The sequence below is a fragment of the Paracoccus haeundaensis genome (genome assembly GCF_006239215.1).
Lineage (GTDB): Bacteria > Pseudomonadota > Alphaproteobacteria > Rhodobacterales > Rhodobacteraceae > Paracoccus > Paracoccus marcusii.
In genome coordinates this window covers 1-18,381 of record NZ_VDDC01000020.1, presented here as the reverse complement: position 1 = coordinate 18,381, position 18,381 = coordinate 1, and the positions used below count along the sequence as shown (strand labels likewise).

Here is an 18,381-nt window from a genome sequence, read left to right as displayed (position 1 = left end):
CGCCCCTTAGAAGAAGTCGATCGAGACCTGCAACAGGCGCTCGACTTCGGGGACGTCCTTGGTCAGGGCAAAGATCAGCACGATGTCGCCCTCGTCGATGCGGGTGTCGGCCAGCGGCTTGACCACCCGATCGCCCTTGCGGACCGCGCCCAGCAGCGCGCCTTCGGGGAAGTCGATGTCGCGGATCGCGCGGCCCGCCATGGGGCTGGTGGACAGGACCTGCGCCTCCATCACCTCGGCCTCGGCATCGCCGACGGAATAGATGTCGCGCACGCGCCCGTGGCGGATGTGGCGCAGGATCGTGGACACGGTCGTCGATCGCGGGTTGATATAGGCGTCGATGTCCAGCGCCCCCATCAGCGGCACCAGCGTGGGGTCGTTGATCAGTGCGATGGCCATTTTCGCCCCCGCCTGCTTGGCGCGCACCGAGGCCAGGATGTTGGTCTTGTCGTCGTCGGTGACCGCCAGGACGGCATCGGCCTGGGGGACGGCTGCCTCGTCCAAGATCTCGGCCGACAGGCCGTCGCCGTTCAGCACGATGGTCCGTTCCAGACGGTCGGCCGCGAATTCGGCACGCCCTCGGTCGCGTTCGATCAGCTTGGCGCGGATGCGGTCCGGCCGCGCCTCCAGCGCCTGCGCCACGGCCAGACCCACGTTGCCCGCCCCGATGATGGTCACGCGCTCCTGCTTGCGGGCGGGCTTGCCAAAGATGTCCAGCGTGCGCGCCACGTCGTCGATGTGACAAAAGACATAGATCTGGTCTTCGGCGAACAGCTGATCGCCCGGTTCGGGCGCGAACAGCCGCCCCTTGCGGCGCACCCCCGCCACGATGGCACGCAGGCTGGAGAACAGCTCGGTCAGCTGGCGCAGCGGCGTGTTCAGCGCCGGACAGTCCGGTTCCAGGTCGATCCCCAGCAGCTGGATCTTGCCATCCATGAACGTCTCGACGTCGAAGGTCGACGGCGCCGACAGGCGCTGCAGGGCAGCCAGCGCGACCTCGCGTTCGGGACTGATGACCACGTCGATGGGCAGGTGCTCGGTGCGGTACAGATCGGAATAGATCGCGTCCAGATAGGCGCCCGACCGCAGGCGGGCGATCTTGCGCGGCACCTGGAAGATCGAATGCGCGACCTGGCAGGTGACCATGTTCACCTCGTCCGAATGGGTCGCGGCGATGATCAGGTCGGCGTCGCGCGCGCCGGCGCTGTCCAGGATGTCGGGATGGCTGGCAAAACCCGTCACCCCCTGCACGTCTAGCGATTCCGTGGCCCGGCGCACCAGGTCGGGATTGTTGTCGATGACGGTGACATCGTTGCGCTCGCCCGACAGGTGGCGCGCGATCTGCCAGCCGACCTGCCCTGCCCCGCAGATGATGATCTTCATGCGTCACCCTTCCTGTCCCGCGCCCCCTTGCCTAAGCCGGGCGCGCGGTCCGCGCAAGCGGCAGGCTATTTGCCCATCATCAACTCGTCCTCGCCGCGCATCCCGCCGACTACCCCAAGCGACTTCAGCTTGCGGTGCAGCGCGCTGCGCTCCATGCCGACGAACTGCGCGGTGCGGCTGATGTTGCCGCCGAACCGGTTGATCTGGGCGACCAGGTATTCGCGCTCGAACAGCTCGCGCGCCTCGCGCAGCGCCATCGCGGTGACCGATGGCCCCAGGCTCAGCGTGTCGCTGTTGTCCGGCGTCGCCCCCTGGGGCTCCAGCTCGGACGGCAGGATCGGCCCGTGGCTTTCCGCCAGGATCAGCACGCGTTCGATCACGTTGCGCAGCTGGCGGATGTTGCCGGGCCAGCGCATCGACTGCAGCGCCGCCACGGTCTCCTCGGGCAGATCGCGCGGCGTCAGGCCCTGGTTCTTGTGGAACTGCTCGATGAAATGGCGCGCCAGGGCCGCGATATCGTCGCGCCGGTCGGCCAGCGACGGCACCGCGATGGGCACCACGTTCAGCCGGTCGAACAGCTCCTGCCGGAACCGGCCGGCGGCGATCTCCGCCACCAGGTCGCGGTTCGTCGACGACAGCACCCGCAGGTCGACCCGCACCTTGTCCGCGCCGCCCGCGCGCACGAACTGCTGTTCGGTCAGCACGCGCAGGATCTTGGGCTGGGTGCCCATGGGCATGTCGCCCACCTCGTCGAAATAGATGATGCCGCCATGCGCCTGCTCCAAGAGGCCCGGCTCGATCCCGCGTTCGGGGGATTCGCGGCCGAACAGCACCTCCTCCATGCGCTCGGGCTCGATCGTGGCACAGGGGACGGTGACGAAGGGCGCCGACGCGCGCGGGCTGTGCGCGTGGATATAGCGTGCGGCGCTCTCCTTGCCGGTGCCCGGCTCGCCCGCCAGCATCACCCGGCCGTTGGACCGCGCCACCTTGTCCAGCGCATCGCGCAGCCGCTTGAAGGCCGCGGACTGGCCCAGCATGTCGGCCACGCGGTCGCCGCCGCGCCGCAGGCTGCTGTTCTCGCGGCGCAGGCGGGCGGTCTCCATCGCACGGTTGATGACGACCATCAGCTGGTCGATGTTGAAGGGCTTCTCGATGAAATCGTACGCCCCCTGCTTGATCGCGGCGACCGCGATCTCGATGTTGCCATGCCCCGAGATGATGATCACCGGCACGTCGGGATTGTTGCGCTTGACCTGTTTCAGGATGTCGATCCCGTCCATGCGGCTGTCCTTCAGCCAGATGTCCAGGATCATCAGCGACGGCTCGCGGTCGTTCAGGGCCGCCACGGCCTCGTCCGAATTCGCGGCCATGCGGGTGTCAAAGCCTTCGTCGCGCAGGATGTCGGCGATCAGTTCGCGGATGTCGCGTTCATCATCGACGATCAGGATGTCGTTCATGGTGTCGCCTCGTCTTTTTCTTGTCTGCTCTTGGTCTTGGGCCCCCGCACGGGATGGCGTTCGCGGGGCAGCCGGATCTCGGCCATGGCACCCGGCGGATCGGGCGCATCGGTCAGGGACAGGCTGCCGCCATGTTCCTCGACGATCTTCTTGACGATGGGCAGGCCCAGCCCGGTGCCGTGGCTTTTCAGCGTCACATAGGGTTCGAACAGCCGCGACCGGTCGGCGGGCAGGCCCGGCCCGGTATCGGTTATGCGGATGCAGACGGATTCGGGCTGCACCTCCAGCGCGACGGCGATCTTCGGCGTCCAGCCGGGGATCGCCGTCGCGGCCTGTTCGTCGATGGCCTCTCCGGCGTTCTTCAGCAGGTTGGTCAGCGCCTGGCGCATCATCCCCGCGTCGCAGTCGACGATCACCGGCTCCTCCGGAATGTCGCGGACGATGGTCGCGTGCAGGGCATCCTGCTGCAACAGCAGCACCTGGCGCAGCAGCGCGGCCAGGTCGGTCTCGGCCCGGTCGGGTTCGGGCATCCGGGCAAAGCGGCTGAACTCGTCCACGATCCGGCGCAGGTCGTTCGTCTGGCGGATGATCACCTCGGTGTACTGATCCAGCGCGGCGCGGTCGCCCTCGGCCGCCAGCGGGCCGAACTTGCGGCGCAGGCGTTCGGCGGACAGCTGGATGGGCGTCAGCGGGTTCTTGATCTCATGGGCCACGCGGCGGGCGACGTCGCCCCAGGCGGCCATCCGCTGCGCGCTGACCAGTTCGGTCACGTCGTCGAAGGCCACCACGTATCCCTCCAGCGCGCCGTCCGCGCCCCGGCGCACGGCCATGCGGACCAAGAGGCTTTCCACCCGGCCCTCGCGCATCAGGCGGACCTCGTCCTGGATCGTCTCGGCGACCGAGGCGGACAGGCGCGCGAACAGCGGCGCGAATTCCGGCACCACCTCGGACAGCAGGGCGTCGATATCGCGTTTCGCATCCAGCCCCAGAAGCCGGCTGGCCGAGCGGTTGACGAAGTCGATCTCTCCGGCCGCGTCCAGCCCGATGACCCCCGACGTGACCGAGGTCAGCACGTTGTCGAACAGCCGCCGCTGGTCATCGGACAGGCGATAGCTCTCGACCAGCTCCTCGCGCTGCGTCTTCAGCTGGCGGGTCATGCGGTTGAAGGCCTGGCCCAGGGTCTGGATCTCGTCCCCGGTGCGGACCTCGGGAACCTGCACGTCCAGATCGCCGCGCCCCACGCGGTCGGTCGCCTGCGCCAGAAGACCGATGGGCCGCGACAGGCGGGACGCGAACCACAGCCCCAGCCAGATCGCCGCCGCCACCAGCAGCAGCGCAAACCCCAGATAGACCAGCGAAAACTCCAGCAGGACCTGGCTGCGCATCGCCTCCAGCTGGCGGTAATCGCCCGCGGTCGCCCGCGTGTCGTCCACCAGCCCCAACAGGTCGCCATCCACGTCGCGTGTCACGTACAGGTATCGGTCGGCCAGCGGCGGCAGCGCGACAAGCGCCCGGAACTCGTCATTCGCCCAATCCTCGATCAGGGCGATGCCGTCGGCCTGCGCGCGGTCCAGCTGGTCGGCACCCGGCGCCTCGTACCAGAACAGATAGCTCCGCTCGCCCCGGGCGCGGATCTCTCCGGCGCCGTTAATGATATAGGCTTCGCGCAGGCCACGCTGGATCAGGCCCTGGCCCTGCACCAGCAGCTCGCGCATCTCTCCGTCCTCGATCAAGGGATTGGCGCGCCCCGCACGGGTCAGGATGCTGGCCAGCGCGCGCGCATCCTCGGTCAGATCGCCGCGATGTTCCGCGTGATAGGCCTCGGCCGCGGCCTGGGACGTGGTCACGACCTGCTGCACGCGGTCGGAGAACCAGCCCTCCAGCCCGATGTTGACCAGAAATCCCGCGAACAGCGCGACCAGCACCGTGGGCACCAGCGCCAGCCCGCCAAAGATCGCGACCAGCCGTGCATGCAGGCGCGATGCGGGCGCCGTGCTGCGCCGGGCCGAGATCAGCCGCGCCATGCGCGCGACGATGAACCCGATCAGCACGATCAGAAAGGCCAGGTCCGCCAGCAGGACCACCCGCAGGGTCGCGCCCTGCATGCCCCGCCCGAACGGCCCCATCACCGCCAGCGTGGCAACGGCCAGCGCCACGCCCGACAGCACGATGCCCCAGGTCAGCGCCCCGCGCCACGGTCGGGGCAATCGGATACGGGCCAGCCTGTCCCAGCTGAGCCCCGATGCCAAACCTGCCATATCCCCCACTTGCCGTCTTTCGCGGCTTTTGCTGCGGGCGCGCGTGTCCTTCGCGCTGGTCCCTGTGGCGGTTTTACATCAGTTTGCGCCTCCGTGTCACCTCGATATTCAGCTCGGTCAGTTTCTTGCGCAACGTATTGCGGTTGATCCCCAGCAGATCGGCACAACGCAGCTGATTTCCCCCGGTCGCATCCAGCGCCACCTGCAGCAGCGGGCGTTCCACCTCGCGCAGGATGCGGTCATAAAGGCCCGGCGGCGGCAGCGCGTCGCCATGCAGGTCGAAATAGCGCTGCAGATGCGCCTCGACCGAATCCGACAGGCGCGATCCGACCTGGGGCAGGCTGACGACGCCCGCGGGTTCGGGCGCGGGCGTCAGGGCCGATACCGGCGCCGCTGCGGGGGTGCGGTGCCCCGACTGCTGGGACAGCGCCTCGCGCATCTCGGCGGTGCTGATGGCGGGGCCGCTGGCGGTCAGGGCCAGCCGGCGCATCATGTTCTCCAGCTCGCGGACGTTGCCCGGAAACGGATGGGCGCGCAGCATGGCGGCCGCATCGTCCGACAGCATCCGCTCCGGCAGGCCCTGCGCGGCGGCACGGGCCAGCAGATGCGCCGCCAGCGGCAGGATGTCGTCCACCCGCGCGCGCAGGGGCGGCACGCTGACGGTGACGCCCGCCAGGCGGTAATACAGGTCCGACCGCAACCGCCCGGCCGCCACGTCGGCCTGCGGATCGGACCCGGTGGTCGCCACGATGCGGGGCGCATGGGCGCGGTCGGGGCCGGCCTCCATCGTCTCGATCAGGCCGATCAGGCGGGCCTGCGCGCCTGTGTCGAACCCGGCCGGGTTCTCGATGATGATCGTGCCGCCGCGGGCCTTGTCGGCGGCGCGCGCGATCGCCTCCTCGGTCGCGTCGGACGAGGTCAGGACCGCAAGCCCCCGGTCGCACCGGTCCGACAGCTCGTGAAAGCTGCGCGCGATGGTGGTCTTGCCCACCCCCGCCTCTCCGGCGATGATCACCGGCAGGTCGGCGTTCAGCACCCGCGCGACCATGCGGAACAGCGCCTGCATCGACGGCGCATGGCCGATCAGCGGCATGGCCGGGTCCGCCGCCTCGCGCGGGGCGGGCAGCGGTTCGGGGATCGGGTCGGACTTGCGCGGGCGGCGCGACAGGGCCTGGTTCGCCTTGGACATCAGGTCCGGCAGATCGAAGGGCTTGGGCAGGTATTCGAACGCCTCGGCCTCGGTCGCGCGGATCGCGGTGACGATGGTGTTCTGGGCCGAGATCACGATCACCGGCAGGTCGGGCCGCGCCTCGCGGATGGCGGGGATGCGGTCGATGCCGTTGCCGTCGGGCATCATCACGTCGGTGATGACCAGGTCGCCGCGCCCCTCCTCGACCCATTTCAGCAGCTGTGCCAGGCTGCCCGTGGCGTGGACGCGGCATCCAGCGCGGGTCAGCGCCTGCGTCAGCACCGTGCGGATGGTGCGATCGTCGTCAGCAATCAGAACGGTGCCGTCCATGGGTTCAGGTCCTTATGCCTTGGGCAGGGAGATGCGGAACACGGTGCGACCGGGGCGGCTGTCCACCCGGATCAGCGCGCCGTGGTCGGTGATGATCTTGCTGACCAGCGCCAGGCCCAGCCCGGTGCCGTTCTCGCGGCCCGAGACGAAGGGCTCGAACACCTGATCGGCGATGGCCGGGGGGAAACCGGGGCCGTTGTCCTCGATCTCGATCTGCAGGGGCAGCGGGCGGCCCGTGGGATCGGTCTCGTCGGGGGGGCGGCGCAGCGTGTGGTCGTAATGGGTGCGCAGGCGGATCGCGCCGCCGGCCTTGCCGTCCAGCGCCTCGGACGCGTTCTTGACCAGGTTCAGGCAGACCTGCACCAGCTGGTCCGCATCCGCCAGCGCCGCAGGCAGCGAGGGGTCGTAATCGGTCACGATCTGCACGTCGCGCGCAAAGCCCGCCTTGGCCGACCGGCGCACCTGTTCCAGCACGTCGTGCACGTTCAGCGCCGACAGGCGCGGGGCCGAGGTGTCGCCGAACCGTTCGACCTGGTCCAGAAGCGCCACGATACGGCGCGATTCCGCGACGATCATCTCGGCCATCTCGCGGTCCTCGGGGGTGGCGTTCATGGCCATCAGCTGGGCCGCGCCGCGGATGCCCGCCAGGGGGTTCTTGATCTCGTGGGCCAGCATCTCGGCCATGCCGATGGCGCTGCGGGCGGCGCTGCGGACATGGCGGGCCTGGTGCGCGCCATCATCGTCCTGCGGCACGATCAGCAGCGACACCGACCCGCCTGCCCCGTCCGCGGGCCCCGCATGCACGGCCGCCCGCCGCGCCTGGTGGTTGCCGGTCCGGTCGCCGATCTCGAACTGGACGCTGGTCTGGTACAGCGCCTCCTCGCTGGCGCGCACGCGGGCCAGCAGCGGCCCCAGGCCGGGCTGCAGGCGCAGGCGCATCGACATCTCGTCCCCGTCCAGCGCGCGGCCCAGAGTCGAGTTGCGCGACAGGTTCAGCCAGATCTCGGCGGCGTCGTTCATCGCGGCCACGCGTCCGTCGGCGTCCAGGATCAGCGCGGGCAGCGGCAGCGCCGCCCAGCCCGGTCCGGGGGCCGCCTCACGGAAATCGCGCGGCCGAGGCGTCATGCGGCCACCCCCGCGGCATCGCCGAAGGCACGGGCGATCAGGTCCAGCGTCGCGCGGGGCGTGTCGGCCCGCATCATCTGGTCGCGCAGCGGCGCGCCGTTCGCATCGGCATACCAGCCCAGATGCTTGCGCGCGACGCGCAGGCCCAGATCGGTGCCATAGAAGTCCAGGATGTCCTCGTAATGCTCGGCCACCAGATCGGCCAGCGCCGCGCCCTGCGGCACGTCGGGCGCGGGCGTGCCCCACAGGTCGTGCGCGATCTGCGCCAGGATCCAGGGCCGCCCCTGGGCGCCGCGACCGACCATCACCGCATCCGCCCCCGACGCCGCCAGGGCCGCACGGGCGCTGGTGGCATCGACGACGTCGCCATTGGCCACCAGCGGCGGGCGCGCAGGCAGGTCGGCCACCGCGCGGATCGCGGACCAGTCGGCCTGCCCCTTGTAGAACTGCGCCCGCGTGCGGCCATGCACGGTCAGCATCGCGACCCCCGCATCGCGCGCCCGCGCCGCCAGATCGGCCGCGTTCAGGCAGTCGTCGTCCCAGCCCAACCGCATCTTCAGCGTGACGGGCACGTCGACCGCCCCCACGACCGCATCGACCAGCGTCATCGCGTGATCCAGGTCGCGCATCAGCGCCGCGCCGGACAGCCCGCCGGTGACCTTCTTGGCGGGGCAGCCCATGTTGATGTCGATGACACGCGCCCCCATGCCGGCCACGATGCGCGCGGTCTCGGCCATGGGCGCGGCTTCGCGGCCCGCGATCTGGACGCTGACGGGCAGTGCCCCTTCGGTCAGCGCCTTGGCGCGCACGGCGGCGCGTGTCGACGGGCGCGGCGTCACCATCTCGGTCGAGGCGACCATCTCGGACACCATCAGGCCCGCGCCGAACCGCGCGACCGCGCGGCGGCAGGGGACATCGGTGATCCCGGCCATCGGCGCCAGGAAGACCGGCGGGCCAAGAGGTGTGTCACCAAGCATGATCGGGTCGGGCAATCGCATGTTCTGTTCCTTCACCCCGGGGCAGACCGCCCGCAAGAACGGCAGGGGGCGGCTGGCCTGCCCAAATCGCAGGCGCGTCCCGGTTGCCTGCAAACCGGGCATGTTGCAATCATCTTAAGCAGACCGCGCGCCAAGGCTGCAAGCGGGCCGATGTCGCAACCGGAACCGGAAGCGACGTCGACGGTGGTGGCGGCGGGGCCTGCGTCGTGCTTGGATGGGCGCGGAAATGCAAGGGGGTGCCATGTTTCTGTCGGTGTTCGATCTGTTCAAGCTGGGGGTGGGGCCCTCCTCCTCGCACACGATGGGGCCGATGGTGGCCGGCCAGCGGTTTCTCGACTCCCTGCGGGTGCAGCCGTTCCGCGCGCATGGGCTGCGCGCCAGCCTGCATGGCAGCCTGGCGTTCACCGGCAAGGGTCACGCAACCGACCGCGCGACGATCCTGGGTCTTGCGGGCTTCACCCCCGCCAGCATGGACATGGAGGCGGCCGAGGCCGCGCTGGCCCGCAACCGAGAGACCCGCCTGCTGGAACCGCAGGGGCTGGGCCCGCTGGTCTTCGACCCCGAACGCGACCTGCGGTTCGATTACGACCACACCCTGCCCGGCCATGCCAACGGCATGACACTGTCGGCGACAGACGCGCAGGGCGACGTGATCTATCACCAGATCTACTACTCGATCGGCGGCGGCTTCGTGATGACCGACCAGGAGCTGGCCGACAAGGCGGGCGCCGTGCGCAGCGATGCCACGTCCAGCGTGCCCTATCCCTTTGCCAGCGCGGCCGAGATGCTGGAGATGGCCCAGGCCTCGGGCAAGTCCATCGCCCGCATGAAGGAGGCCAACGAGCTGTGCTTTCGGTCCCGTCCCGACATGCTGGCGGGGCTGGACCGCATCTGGACCGCAATGCGCGACTGCATGGACCGCGGCCTGTCGACGGACGGCGTCCTGCCCGGCGGGCTGCACGTGCGTCGGCGCGCGCGCGCGATCCATGCCAAGCTGGTCGAGGAACGCGGCCTGAACATGACCGCGCCCCATGTCATCAACGACTGGATGTCGGCCTATGCGATGGCCGTGAACGAGGAGAACGCCGCCGGTGGTCAGGTCGTCACCGCACCCACGAACGGCGCCGCCGGCACGGTGCCCGCGGTGATCCGCTATTGGCTGGACCATGTGCCGGGCGCGTCCGAACGGCTGCTGCCCGATTTCCTGCTGACGGCGGCGGCGGTGGGCGGGCTGATCAAGCACAACGCCTCGATCTCGGGCGCGGAATGCGGCTGCCAGGCCGAGGTCGGATCGGCCGCCGCGATGGCCGCCGCGGGCCTGGCCGCCGTCTTGGGCGGCACCCCCCAGCAGGTCGAGAACGCCGCCGAGATCGCGCTGGAGCATCACCTGGGCATGACCTGCGACCCGGTGCGCGGCCTGGTCCAGGTGCCCTGCATCGAGCGGAACGGGCTGGGCGCGATCAAGGCCGTGGCGGCCGCCAGCCTGGCGCTGCGCGGCGACGGCAGCCACATCGTGCCCCTGGATGCCGCCATCGAGACGATGCGCCAGACCGGCCGCGACATGTCCGAGAAGTACAAGGAAACGTCGCTTGGCGGCCTGGCCGTGAACGTCCCGAACTGCTAGGGGGTCAGCTGCCCGCGCAGCGTGTAATGCAGGCCCTGGGGCAGGAATTCGGCCTGCCCCTCGCCGTTGAAATAAGCCGGGACGATCATGTTCACCAGGCGCGACCCGAACCCTTCACGCGTGGGCGCGGCCACGAGCTGACCGCCAGTCTCCTGCCAGTCCAGCGCGAAGTCGTCGCCCATGACCGACCAGGTCAGGTCGACCATGCCCAGCGGGCTGGCCAGCGCGCCGTATTTTGCCGCATTCGTCGCCAGTTCGTACAGGGCCAGCGACAGGCCGACTGCCTGCTGGCTGCTCAGCGGCACGGGCGGGCCGGACAGGCGGATGCGGTCGTTCCCGACCAGATGGGCGCCAATGGATCGGGCCATCACCTCGGTGATGTCGGCGCTTTCGCCCAGGCCCGTGAACAGGCCCTGTGCCTTGGCCAGCGCCATGATGCGCGCGCCGACCGTGTCGCGGGCCTCCTGGATGCTGGTCGCGTTGCGCAGGCTAGAGGACACCACGGTCGAGGTCACCGACAGGATGTTCTTGATCCGGTGCAGCAGCTCTTCCTGCATGACCTGCTGGTTGCGGCGCGCCAGCACCAGCGCGGTCATGTCCACGGTGATGTTCATCAGACCGGCCACGCTGCCGTCATCGTCGTAAAGCGGGCTATAGCTGAAGGTCCAGAACGTCTCCTCGTCGAACCCGTTGCGGGTCATGACAAGACGCATCTCCTCGGAATAGGTGCCGCGGCCTGACAGCGTCTGGTCGACCAGCGGCTTGACGTCGTCCCAGACATCCGCCCAGATCTGCTGGAAGGGCTGACCCAGGGCCCGCGCCTCCTTGCGGCCCAGGACGGGCGCATAGGCGTCGTTGTACAGCATGATCAGCTCGGGGCCCCAGAACATGCAGGACGCGTGCCGCTGCGCCAGCATCATCCGCACCGCGGTCGTCAGCGCGACCGACCATTCCGAGATCGGCCCCAGGGGCGTGGCCTGCCAGTCAAAGTTTCCGGTCGCACGCGCCATCGGCCCGTCGTCCCAGGAAAATCGCGCCGGTTCGGGCCGCGCGGCGGGGCCCCGGGCGTGCTGTGCCGATCCCGTCATGTGGGTGCCACCAGAGAGAACATCACCGAAACCTATGCCGGTTCCCTTATGATATTCAACGAATAACCCTCAATGCAGCCGGTTTCGCACCAATATTCATCATTTATCAACAAGGTGAACCGTCCGGTGCGGCCGATCCATGCGGCGGCGACATGCCGGGACGGGGGCGTGACGCTTGCCCCCTGTGGCTGCGGTTGCTAACGCTTGGCAGACAGTGATCCCGCGACAAATCCGCCCAGAACCAGAAGGCCAAAGCCCCATGTTCCCCCGCCTTGCCATCCTTGCCCTGATGACCCTGCCCCTGGCCGCCTGCGACACGCAGGTGATGACCGACCTGCGACGCGGGGTCGGCCTGGACGACGCCGCAGCCCAGCCCGAGGAGCCGACCGGCCCGCGCCCGCCCGCCGTCTCTCCGCTGGAACAGCCGATCGAGACGGGCACGGTCGGGCGCGTCGTGCCTACCGCGGAACCGGTGACCTATCGCACCACCGCCTTTGTCGCGGGCGGGAACGAACCGGCCTGGAACGTCCAGGTCAGCGGCGACACGGCCGTCTATCGCACGCCCGACAACCAGGCCGGGCGCCAGATCCCGGTGAACCGCCTGGTCTTCAGCCAGGGCGTCGAATACATCGGCGTGCTGGGCGGGCGGCCCTTCGTGCTGAACCTGCGGGCGGCGAAATGCAAGGACAGCATGGTCGACGAGACCTATCCGCTGACCGCACGCCTGACCGTGAACGGCCAGACCCAGCCCGGCTGTGCACAGCCCGCCGCCCCGGCCGCACCCGCCACAGCCGAGGCCGCACCGGCCGCCGCCGGTTGACGCGCGCGCACGGCTCACGCATTCGTGTGTCGATCCGTGCCGCAAAGCCTGCCACTGCGCCTGACGATCCTGCCCTGCTTGCCCTGATCCTGCCGCCGAAAGGAAGCCGCCGATGCGCCGCTCGCGACTGACCCGCCAGCTGATGGCCACCACCCTGCCCCTGGCCCTGATCGTGGGGTCGGGCGTCGGCGTCGCGACCGCCGACCCGATGCTGGGGCGCAACATGTCGACCTATGGCCTGCCCGGCGGCATCGACACGCCCACGGCCGAGACGATGCCCGACGGCAGCCTGGGCGCGACGCTGTCGCTGTCCGACTATGCCCGGCGCGGCAACGTCTTCTTCCAGGCGCTGCCGGGGCTGACGACGGTCCTGCGCTATGGTCGCGTCGACGGGATCAACGATTACCGGCAGGAGGGGTTCATCTCGGACCGCTCGCTGGACCTGCGCTATCAGATCGTGGACGAGGATGGCTGGCGCCCCGCAGTGGCCGTCGGCCTCCAGGACTTCCTGGGCACCGGCGTCTATTCGGGTGAATACATCGTTGCAACGCGCAACGTGACGCCGACGGTGCGCGCATCGGTCGGCCTGGGCTGGGGCACGCTGGCGGGCAAGCCGCGCATCATCGACGTCGGCGACGAGGGCGGGACGCCCAATGTCGAGGACTGGTTCACCGGCGGGGCCAAGCCCTTCGCCTCGGTCAGCTGGCAGGTCAACGACCGCCTGAACCTGGTCGCGGAATACTCCAACGACATCTATCGCGCCCGCTACAGCGACGGCAACGAATACCAGCAGGGCGACGAGCCGGGCAGCAATATCAATCTTGCCGCCAACTATCGCTTTGGCCGCAACTACGAGGCCGGGCTCTATACCATCGGCGGAGAGACGATCGGCGCCCAGTTCACCATCGCGCTGAACCCGCGCGACGCCACCTATCCATCGGGCCTGGAAAGCGCGCCGGCCCCGGTGCGTCCGCGGCCGGCCCCCGCGCAGGACCCCGAGGGCTGGTCGGGCGGCTGGTCGCAGGACCCGACCGCCCAGCCCGCCATCCAGAAGGCCCTGGGCGACGGCATGGCCGACGAGGGGATGCTGCTGGAAAGCATGGCCCTGGCGCCGACCCGCGCCGAGGTCCGCCTGCGCAACCAGCGCTATATCAACCAGGCCGAGGCCGTGGGCCGCACCGCGCGCCTGATGACCCGCGCCCTGCCCCCGTCGGTCGAGACCTTCGTGATCACCTCGACCAGCGACGGGATGCCGACCTCGTCGGTGACCCTGCGCCGCAGCGATGTCGAGCGGCTGGAGAACACCGAGGCCGGGCAGATCGCCGCCGCATCCACCCTGTCGGATGCAGCGCCGGGCGCGCCGGGGCTGGTGGCCAGCCAAGGCCTCTATCCGCGGTTCCGCTGGTCGGTGAAGCCCTATCTGGACCTGGGCATCTTCAGCGCCGAGGACGGACTGACCCACGAGGTCGGCGCCGAGGCGCGTGCCAGCTATGAGCTGATGCCCGGCCTGATCGCCACCGGCGCCCTGCGCCAGCGCGCCTTCGGCGACATCGGCCAGCGCGGACCGGGCATTCCGGGCCAGCGGGGCGAATATTACAGCCCCGACGAGTATGAATCGAACCCCGCCCTGGAAACCACGCCGCAGGGCGTGCCGCGGGTGCGGTCCGACACACGGATGTACACGGGCAATTCCAGCCCGGTGATCCCGGAACTGACGCTGGCTTGGTACGCCAAGCCGTCGGACGCGATCTATACCCGCGTGACCGTGGGCCTGCTGGAACGCGCCTATGGCGGCGTCTCGGCCGAGGCGCTGTGGAAGCCCGCCAACTCGCCCCTGGGCTTTGGCGCCGAGATCAACCGCGTCCGCAAGCGCGACTTCGACCAGCTGTTCGACTTCCGCGACTATGAGGTCACGACCGGCCACGTCTCGGCATACTATGAGTTCACGCAGGGCTTCACCGCCCAGCTGGATGTCGGCCAGTACCTGGCGGGGGACGTCGGTGCGACCGTGACCCTGGCGCGCGAGTTCGCGAACGGATGGCAGATCGGCGCCTATGCCACCAAGACCGACCTGTCGGCCGAGGAATTCGGCGAGGGCAGCTTCGACAAGGGCGTGACCCTGTCGATCCCGCTTGGCTGGGCCACGGGCCAAGCCAGCCGCGACCGCGTGTCGACCAACATCCGCTCGCTGTCGCGCGACGGCGGATCGCGGGTCAATGTCAACGGACGCCTGTACGACCGTGTTCGCGAAAGCCACACCGTCGATCTTTACGAAGGCTGGGGGAGGTTCTGGCGATGAGCAGAGCGATGCAGACGCGCGCAATCCTGGCCGGGGTGGCCTTGGCCGCATTGTCGGCCTGCGGCAATACCGGCGCGGACGAGGCCGGGGCCAGCCCGCTGTCGGTTCTGGCCCAGACCGCGACCCAGGCCATCACGGCCCGCGGGGCGGCCCAGCCGGCGCAACCCGCCCGCAACCCCCAGCAGGCCGCGGCCGAGGCGCTGCGCGTCAATCCCGGCCCGCTGATCCAGGCGACCTTCGAAAGCCCTGCCCGCACGCAGGTCCTGGCGCTGACGGGGACGAACGGCGCCATGCGCACCTACATGACTCCCGACGAACAGGCGGTGATCCTGCGCGGCGGCATGCTGATCGGCACGCGCGGTCTGGGCCGCGACCTGTCGGTGGCGGAACCGGGGACCGAGGCGCTGATCCGGGCAGGCCAGTCCGGCAGCGGCACGCGCGTCATGCGCTATCTGTCGGGCGACGGGCTGGAACGGCCGCTGCAGTTTTCCTGCACCACTGCGCCCGGCCCCAACCCCGGCGTGATCCTGGAGACCTGCGAAGGGCACGGTGCGACCTTCCAGAACAACTATCTGGTCCAGAACGGGCAGATCCCCGTATCGCGCCAATGGATCGGGCCGGGCATGGGCTATGTGACCATCCAGACGCTGCGTCCCTGACAGGCAACACCGGAACGGAAAGACCGGCCCTTTGCGGGGCCGGTTTTTTCATGCGCGGGTGCCATGGCGGGCAGGCCTGCGGACAAAGAAAAAGGGGCTGGCCAAAGGCCAGCCCCTTGTGGCTCGGACCGTGCGAACGATCCGATCCGATATCAGCTGTCGTCGTCGTCCGAAGCGACTGCGGCGATGACGCCCAGCAGCAGCAGGGCGGGGACGACCAGGCCAGCGTTCGAGGAAGCGGGCTGCTCCTCGACGATGACGGGCTCGACTTCCACGACGGGGGCGACATAGCCACCGGCCAGAGCCGAGGTTGCGGTCAGGCCGAGAGCGGCCGCGAAAGTAGCGAATTTGGTCATGATCATGCTCCGTTTCGATTGACGGCTGCCATTTCTGGCAACATCGAGGCGACAGTTACACAAACCCGAACAGTTGAAAAGCAGCATTGAATTGATTCCCCCGTGGGCTTGCAACCACTGTTGCATATTGGCCAACACCTGTTTCGGGACTTGGTTCCGGCCCCCGCAAACCCCCGGAAAAACTGTGACAATTCGGCACTATGCCCGGCGAAGTGCCTGTGAGACGACGAAAAAGATCGCCGCCGCGGTCACGATCGAGGGACCCGCCGGCGTGTCGAGTCGCAAACTGGCCCACAACCCCAGGATGACGGATGCGGCGGCGATCAGGGCGGCGCCGGCGGCCATCCGCTCGGGGGTCCGGGCCCATGTGCGGGCCGCCGCCGCCGGCACGATCAGCATGGCCGAGATGAGGAGCGAGCCCACCACTCGAATCGCCAGCGCGACCACCACGGCCAGCGCCAGCGACAGGACCAGGCGCTCGACCCGCGGGTCGATCCCCGCGGCCATGGCCAGTTCCTCGTTCAGGCTGCTGGTCACAAGCCGTTGCCAACGCAGGGCCAGGACCGCCAGAACCAGCGCCGCGCCCGTCCAGATCAAAACCAGGTCGGCACGGCCCACCGCCAGGATGTCGCCGAACAGATAGCTGGACAGATCGGACCGCGCGGCAGGCACGAAGCCGATCGCGACCAGGCCCACGGCCAGCGCGGAATGCGACAGCACGCCCAGGATCGTGTCCATCGCCTGCCCCCGCGTCACCAACGCCGACACCAAGCAGGCCATCGCCACCGCAACCGCAAGTGTCCCGGCATAGATCGACACCTCGAAGGCCAGGGCCATCGCGACGCCCAGGATGGCGGCATGGGCAGTCGAATCGCCGAAATAGGCCATCCGCCGCCAGACCACGAAACTGCCCAGCGGTCCCGCCACCAGGGCCAGCCCCAACCCCGCCAGAACGGCGCGCATGAAGAAATCGTCAAGCATCGGTGGTCACCCCTGCGCCCGGTCGGCGTGGTCATGGCCGCATCCCGGCCCGTGGACATGCGGCGTCAGGTCGTGGTCGTGGTCGTGGCGGTGCTGGTACAGCGCCAGCGTGCCCTCGGCCCCCGCGCCGAACAGGGCGCGGTATTCGGGGGCGGTGCTGACATGCTGGGGCGTGCCCTCGCAGCAGACATGCCCGTTCAGGCAGACCACGCGGTCCGACGACCGCATGACCACCAGCAGGTCGTGGCTGACCATCAGCACGGCCGCGCCGGTCTGCCGGCGCACCTCCTCGATCAGCTGATAGAAGGCCACGATGCCCGGCTGATCCAGCCCCTGCGTGGGTTCGTCCAGGACCAGCAGATGCGGGTCCGCCAGCAAGGCCCGCGCCAGCAGCACCCGCTGGAACTGGCCGCCCGACAGCTGGGTCAGTTGCCGCGCACCAAGGCCCGGAACGCCGGTGCGGACCAGCGCATCCTCGGCCTGGACGTCGGATACGCGCACGGGCAGCGACAGGAACCGGCGCACGGTCATCGGAATGGCCGTGTCCAGCTGAACACGCTGCGGAACATAGCCGATGCGCAGCCCCTGCCGCCGCGTCACCGCGCCGGAGGCCAGCGGCATGTGCCCCAACAGCGCCCGGATCAGCGACGACTTGCCCGACCCGTTCGGACCGACGACGGTCACGATCTCGGCGGGGCGGATGCGGAAATCGACCTGCGCCAGCACCGGTTCGGTCGTTCCGGGGCGGTGGATCGTCAGCGCGCGGGATTCGATCAGCGGGGTCATGCGACGCCTTCGGCGGCACAGGTGGCGCAGAGGCCCAGCGCCTCGATCGTGGCGCGTTCGACGCGGAACCCGCCCTGGGCCGCGACCGCGGTCAGCGCATCGCGGATCGGGGCGGCGGCGGCCTCTGCCACCTTGTCGCAACTGCGGCAGATCAGGAAGGCCGGATGATGGTCGTGCCCCGGATGCAGGCAGGCCGCAAAGGCGTTCAGTCGCTGCAGCCGGTGGGCCAGCCCATGCGTGACCAGAAACTCCAGCGCGCGATAGGCGACGGGGGGTTGGCGGCCGAACCCTTCGGTCGCCAAGCGGTCCAGCACCTCATAGGCGCCCATCGCGCGGTGGCTCTCCAGAAGGATCTCCAGCGTGCGGCGGCGGACGGGGGTCAGGCGCGCGCCCTGCTCGGCCAGCCGGGCCGCAGCCTCGTCCAGCGCACGGTGGGCGCATTCGCGGTGGTCATGCGGCGCAAAGGTCGCGGCGATGACATGGTCGTGGTCGTGGTCTGGCACGGGGGTCCTTCACGCAGCGATGCGTTACTTTATTACAATGCGGTTGACTTGTTACCCTGTAACACACAGAACCCTGCCATCGCAACAAACCCGCCCTGCAAAGGAGATCCCGATGCGCAGCCCTGCATCCCTTGCCGCCATCCTGTCACTGACCGCCGCCCCTGCCCTGGCCACCCCGCAGGTCGTCACAGACCTGGTCCCCACCGGCGCCCTGGTCCAGGAGGTCATGGGCGATCTGGCCGAGGTGCGCGTCCTGCTGCCCCAGGGGGCCAGCGCGCATCATTACCAGATGCGCCCGTCGGACGCCCAGGCGCTGCAGGGTGCCGATGTGGTGATCTGGATGGGACCCGAGCTGACGCCCTGGCTGTCGCGGGCGTCGGACACCCTGTCGGGGGCCACGCAGCTGCGCCTGCTGGAGGTCGAGGGCGTCGCCCTGCGCGACTATGCCGGTGCAGCGTCGGAGGGTGACGCGGACCATGGCGACCATGCGGGTCATGACGACCACGCGGATCACGCCGGTCACGA

General features: G+C 69.4%; 16 protein-coding genes. 5 read left to right on the top strand and 11 right to left on the bottom strand.

Going from position 1 to position 18,381, the window contains the following annotated elements; translation table 11 throughout:
• Window positions 1–6 precede the first annotated feature (6 nt).
• The 6 genes from trkA to dusB form a co-directional block, all read right to left on the bottom strand.
• Window positions 7–1,383: a Trk system potassium transporter TrkA gene (trkA, locus tag FHD67_RS11890; protein WP_045982009.1), complete on the bottom strand. Its 1,377-nt coding sequence runs from the start codon at window positions 1,381–1,383 to the stop codon at window positions 7–9.
• 65 nt (window positions 1,384–1,448) lie between these two features.
• Window positions 1,449–2,840 carry a nitrogen assimilation response regulator NtrX gene (ntrX, locus tag FHD67_RS11885; protein ID WP_045982010.1) on the bottom strand — a complete coding sequence of 464 codons (1,392 nt, stop codon included), beginning with the start codon at window positions 2,838–2,840 and terminating at the stop codon, window positions 1,449–1,451.
• Window positions 2,837–5,098 carry a sensor histidine kinase NtrY-like gene (locus FHD67_RS11880; RefSeq protein WP_046001116.1) on the bottom strand — a complete coding sequence of 754 codons (2,262 nt, stop codon included), beginning with the start codon at window positions 5,096–5,098 and terminating at the stop codon, window positions 2,837–2,839. The genes ntrX and FHD67_RS11880 overlap by 4 nt, the downstream gene beginning before the upstream one ends.
• A 73-nt stretch (window positions 5,099–5,171) precedes the next feature.
• Window positions 5,172–6,617 (bottom strand): response regulator, encoded by a 1,446-nt coding sequence (locus FHD67_RS11875; RefSeq protein WP_139598801.1) that lies wholly within the window; start codon window positions 6,615–6,617, stop codon window positions 5,172–5,174.
• 12 nt (window positions 6,618–6,629) lie between these two features.
• Window positions 6,630–7,742 (bottom strand): two-component system sensor histidine kinase NtrB, encoded by a 1,113-nt coding sequence (locus FHD67_RS11870; protein WP_045982013.1) that lies wholly within the window; start codon window positions 7,740–7,742, stop codon window positions 6,630–6,632.
• Window positions 7,739–8,740, bottom strand: a complete 1,002-nt coding sequence (gene dusB, locus FHD67_RS11865) for a tRNA dihydrouridine synthase DusB (RefSeq protein ID WP_139598800.1) — start codon at window positions 8,738–8,740, stop codon at window positions 7,739–7,741. The genes FHD67_RS11870 and dusB overlap by 4 nt, the downstream gene beginning before the upstream one ends.
• Window positions 8,741–8,981: 241 nt before the next feature.
• On the opposite strand from dusB, the gene FHD67_RS11860 reads away from it, so the two are divergent.
• A complete protein-coding gene (locus FHD67_RS11860) occupies window positions 8,982–10,364 on the top strand; it encodes an L-serine ammonia-lyase (protein ID WP_139598799.1) in 1,383 nt (460 codons plus the stop codon).
• Here FHD67_RS11860 and FHD67_RS11855 read toward each other — a convergent pair.
• Complete coding sequence (locus tag FHD67_RS11855) at window positions 10,361–11,452, bottom strand: sensor histidine kinase (protein ID WP_218062301.1); 1,092 nt, start codon at window positions 11,450–11,452, stop codon at window positions 10,361–10,363. The genes FHD67_RS11860 and FHD67_RS11855 overlap by 4 nt on opposite strands.
• A gap of 259 nt (window positions 11,453–11,711) precedes the next feature.
• On the opposite strand from FHD67_RS11855, the gene FHD67_RS11850 reads away from it, so the two are divergent.
• The 3 genes from FHD67_RS11850 to FHD67_RS11840 all read left to right on the top strand — a co-directional run bounded on the left by FHD67_RS11850 (window position 11,712) and on the right by FHD67_RS11840 (window position 15,230).
• Window positions 11,712–12,272: a COG3650 family protein gene (locus tag FHD67_RS11850; RefSeq protein WP_052715297.1), complete on the top strand. Its 561-nt coding sequence runs from the start codon at window positions 11,712–11,714 to the stop codon at window positions 12,270–12,272.
• Window positions 12,273–12,384: 112 nt separating this feature from the next.
• The gene (locus tag FHD67_RS11845; protein WP_052715298.1) at window positions 12,385–14,571 is read left to right on the top strand and encodes a YjbH domain-containing protein; all 2,187 of its coding nucleotides are present in this window, start codon (window positions 12,385–12,387) and stop codon (window positions 14,569–14,571) included.
• 8 nt (window positions 14,572–14,579) lie between these two features.
• Window positions 14,580–15,230, top strand: a complete 651-nt coding sequence (locus tag FHD67_RS11840) for a YjbF family lipoprotein (protein ID WP_232303358.1) — start codon at window positions 14,580–14,582, stop codon at window positions 15,228–15,230.
• A 152-nt stretch (window positions 15,231–15,382) separates the two neighbouring features.
• On the opposite strand, the gene FHD67_RS11835 is transcribed toward FHD67_RS11840, so the two are convergent.
• From FHD67_RS11835 to FHD67_RS11820, 4 genes are all read right to left on the bottom strand, one after another.
• The gene (locus tag FHD67_RS11835; protein ID WP_369799442.1) at window positions 15,383–15,586 is read right to left on the bottom strand and encodes a hypothetical protein; all 204 of its coding nucleotides are present in this window, start codon (window positions 15,584–15,586) and stop codon (window positions 15,383–15,385) included.
• 198 nt (window positions 15,587–15,784) lie between these two features.
• On the bottom strand, window positions 15,785–16,567 hold the full coding sequence (locus tag FHD67_RS11830; RefSeq protein ID WP_139598798.1) for a metal ABC transporter permease: 783 nt from the start codon (window positions 16,565–16,567) through the stop codon (window positions 15,785–15,787).
• A gap of 6 nt (window positions 16,568–16,573) precedes the next feature.
• Window positions 16,574–17,353 carry a metal ABC transporter ATP-binding protein gene (locus tag FHD67_RS21190; protein ID WP_127899057.1) on the bottom strand — a complete coding sequence of 260 codons (780 nt, stop codon included), beginning with the start codon at window positions 17,351–17,353 and terminating at the stop codon, window positions 16,574–16,576.
• Window positions 17,350–17,856 (bottom strand): Fur family transcriptional regulator, encoded by a 507-nt coding sequence (locus FHD67_RS11820; protein WP_369799443.1) that lies wholly within the window; start codon window positions 17,854–17,856, stop codon window positions 17,350–17,352. Before FHD67_RS11820 ends, FHD67_RS21190 begins: the two co-directional genes overlap by 4 nt.
• A gap of 112 nt (window positions 17,857–17,968) precedes the next feature.
• On the opposite strand from FHD67_RS11820, the gene FHD67_RS11815 reads away from it, so the two are divergent.
• On the top strand, window positions 17,969–18,381 hold a 413-nt coding region (locus FHD67_RS11815; protein ID WP_176695112.1), incomplete at its 3' end, for a metal ABC transporter solute-binding protein, Zn/Mn family.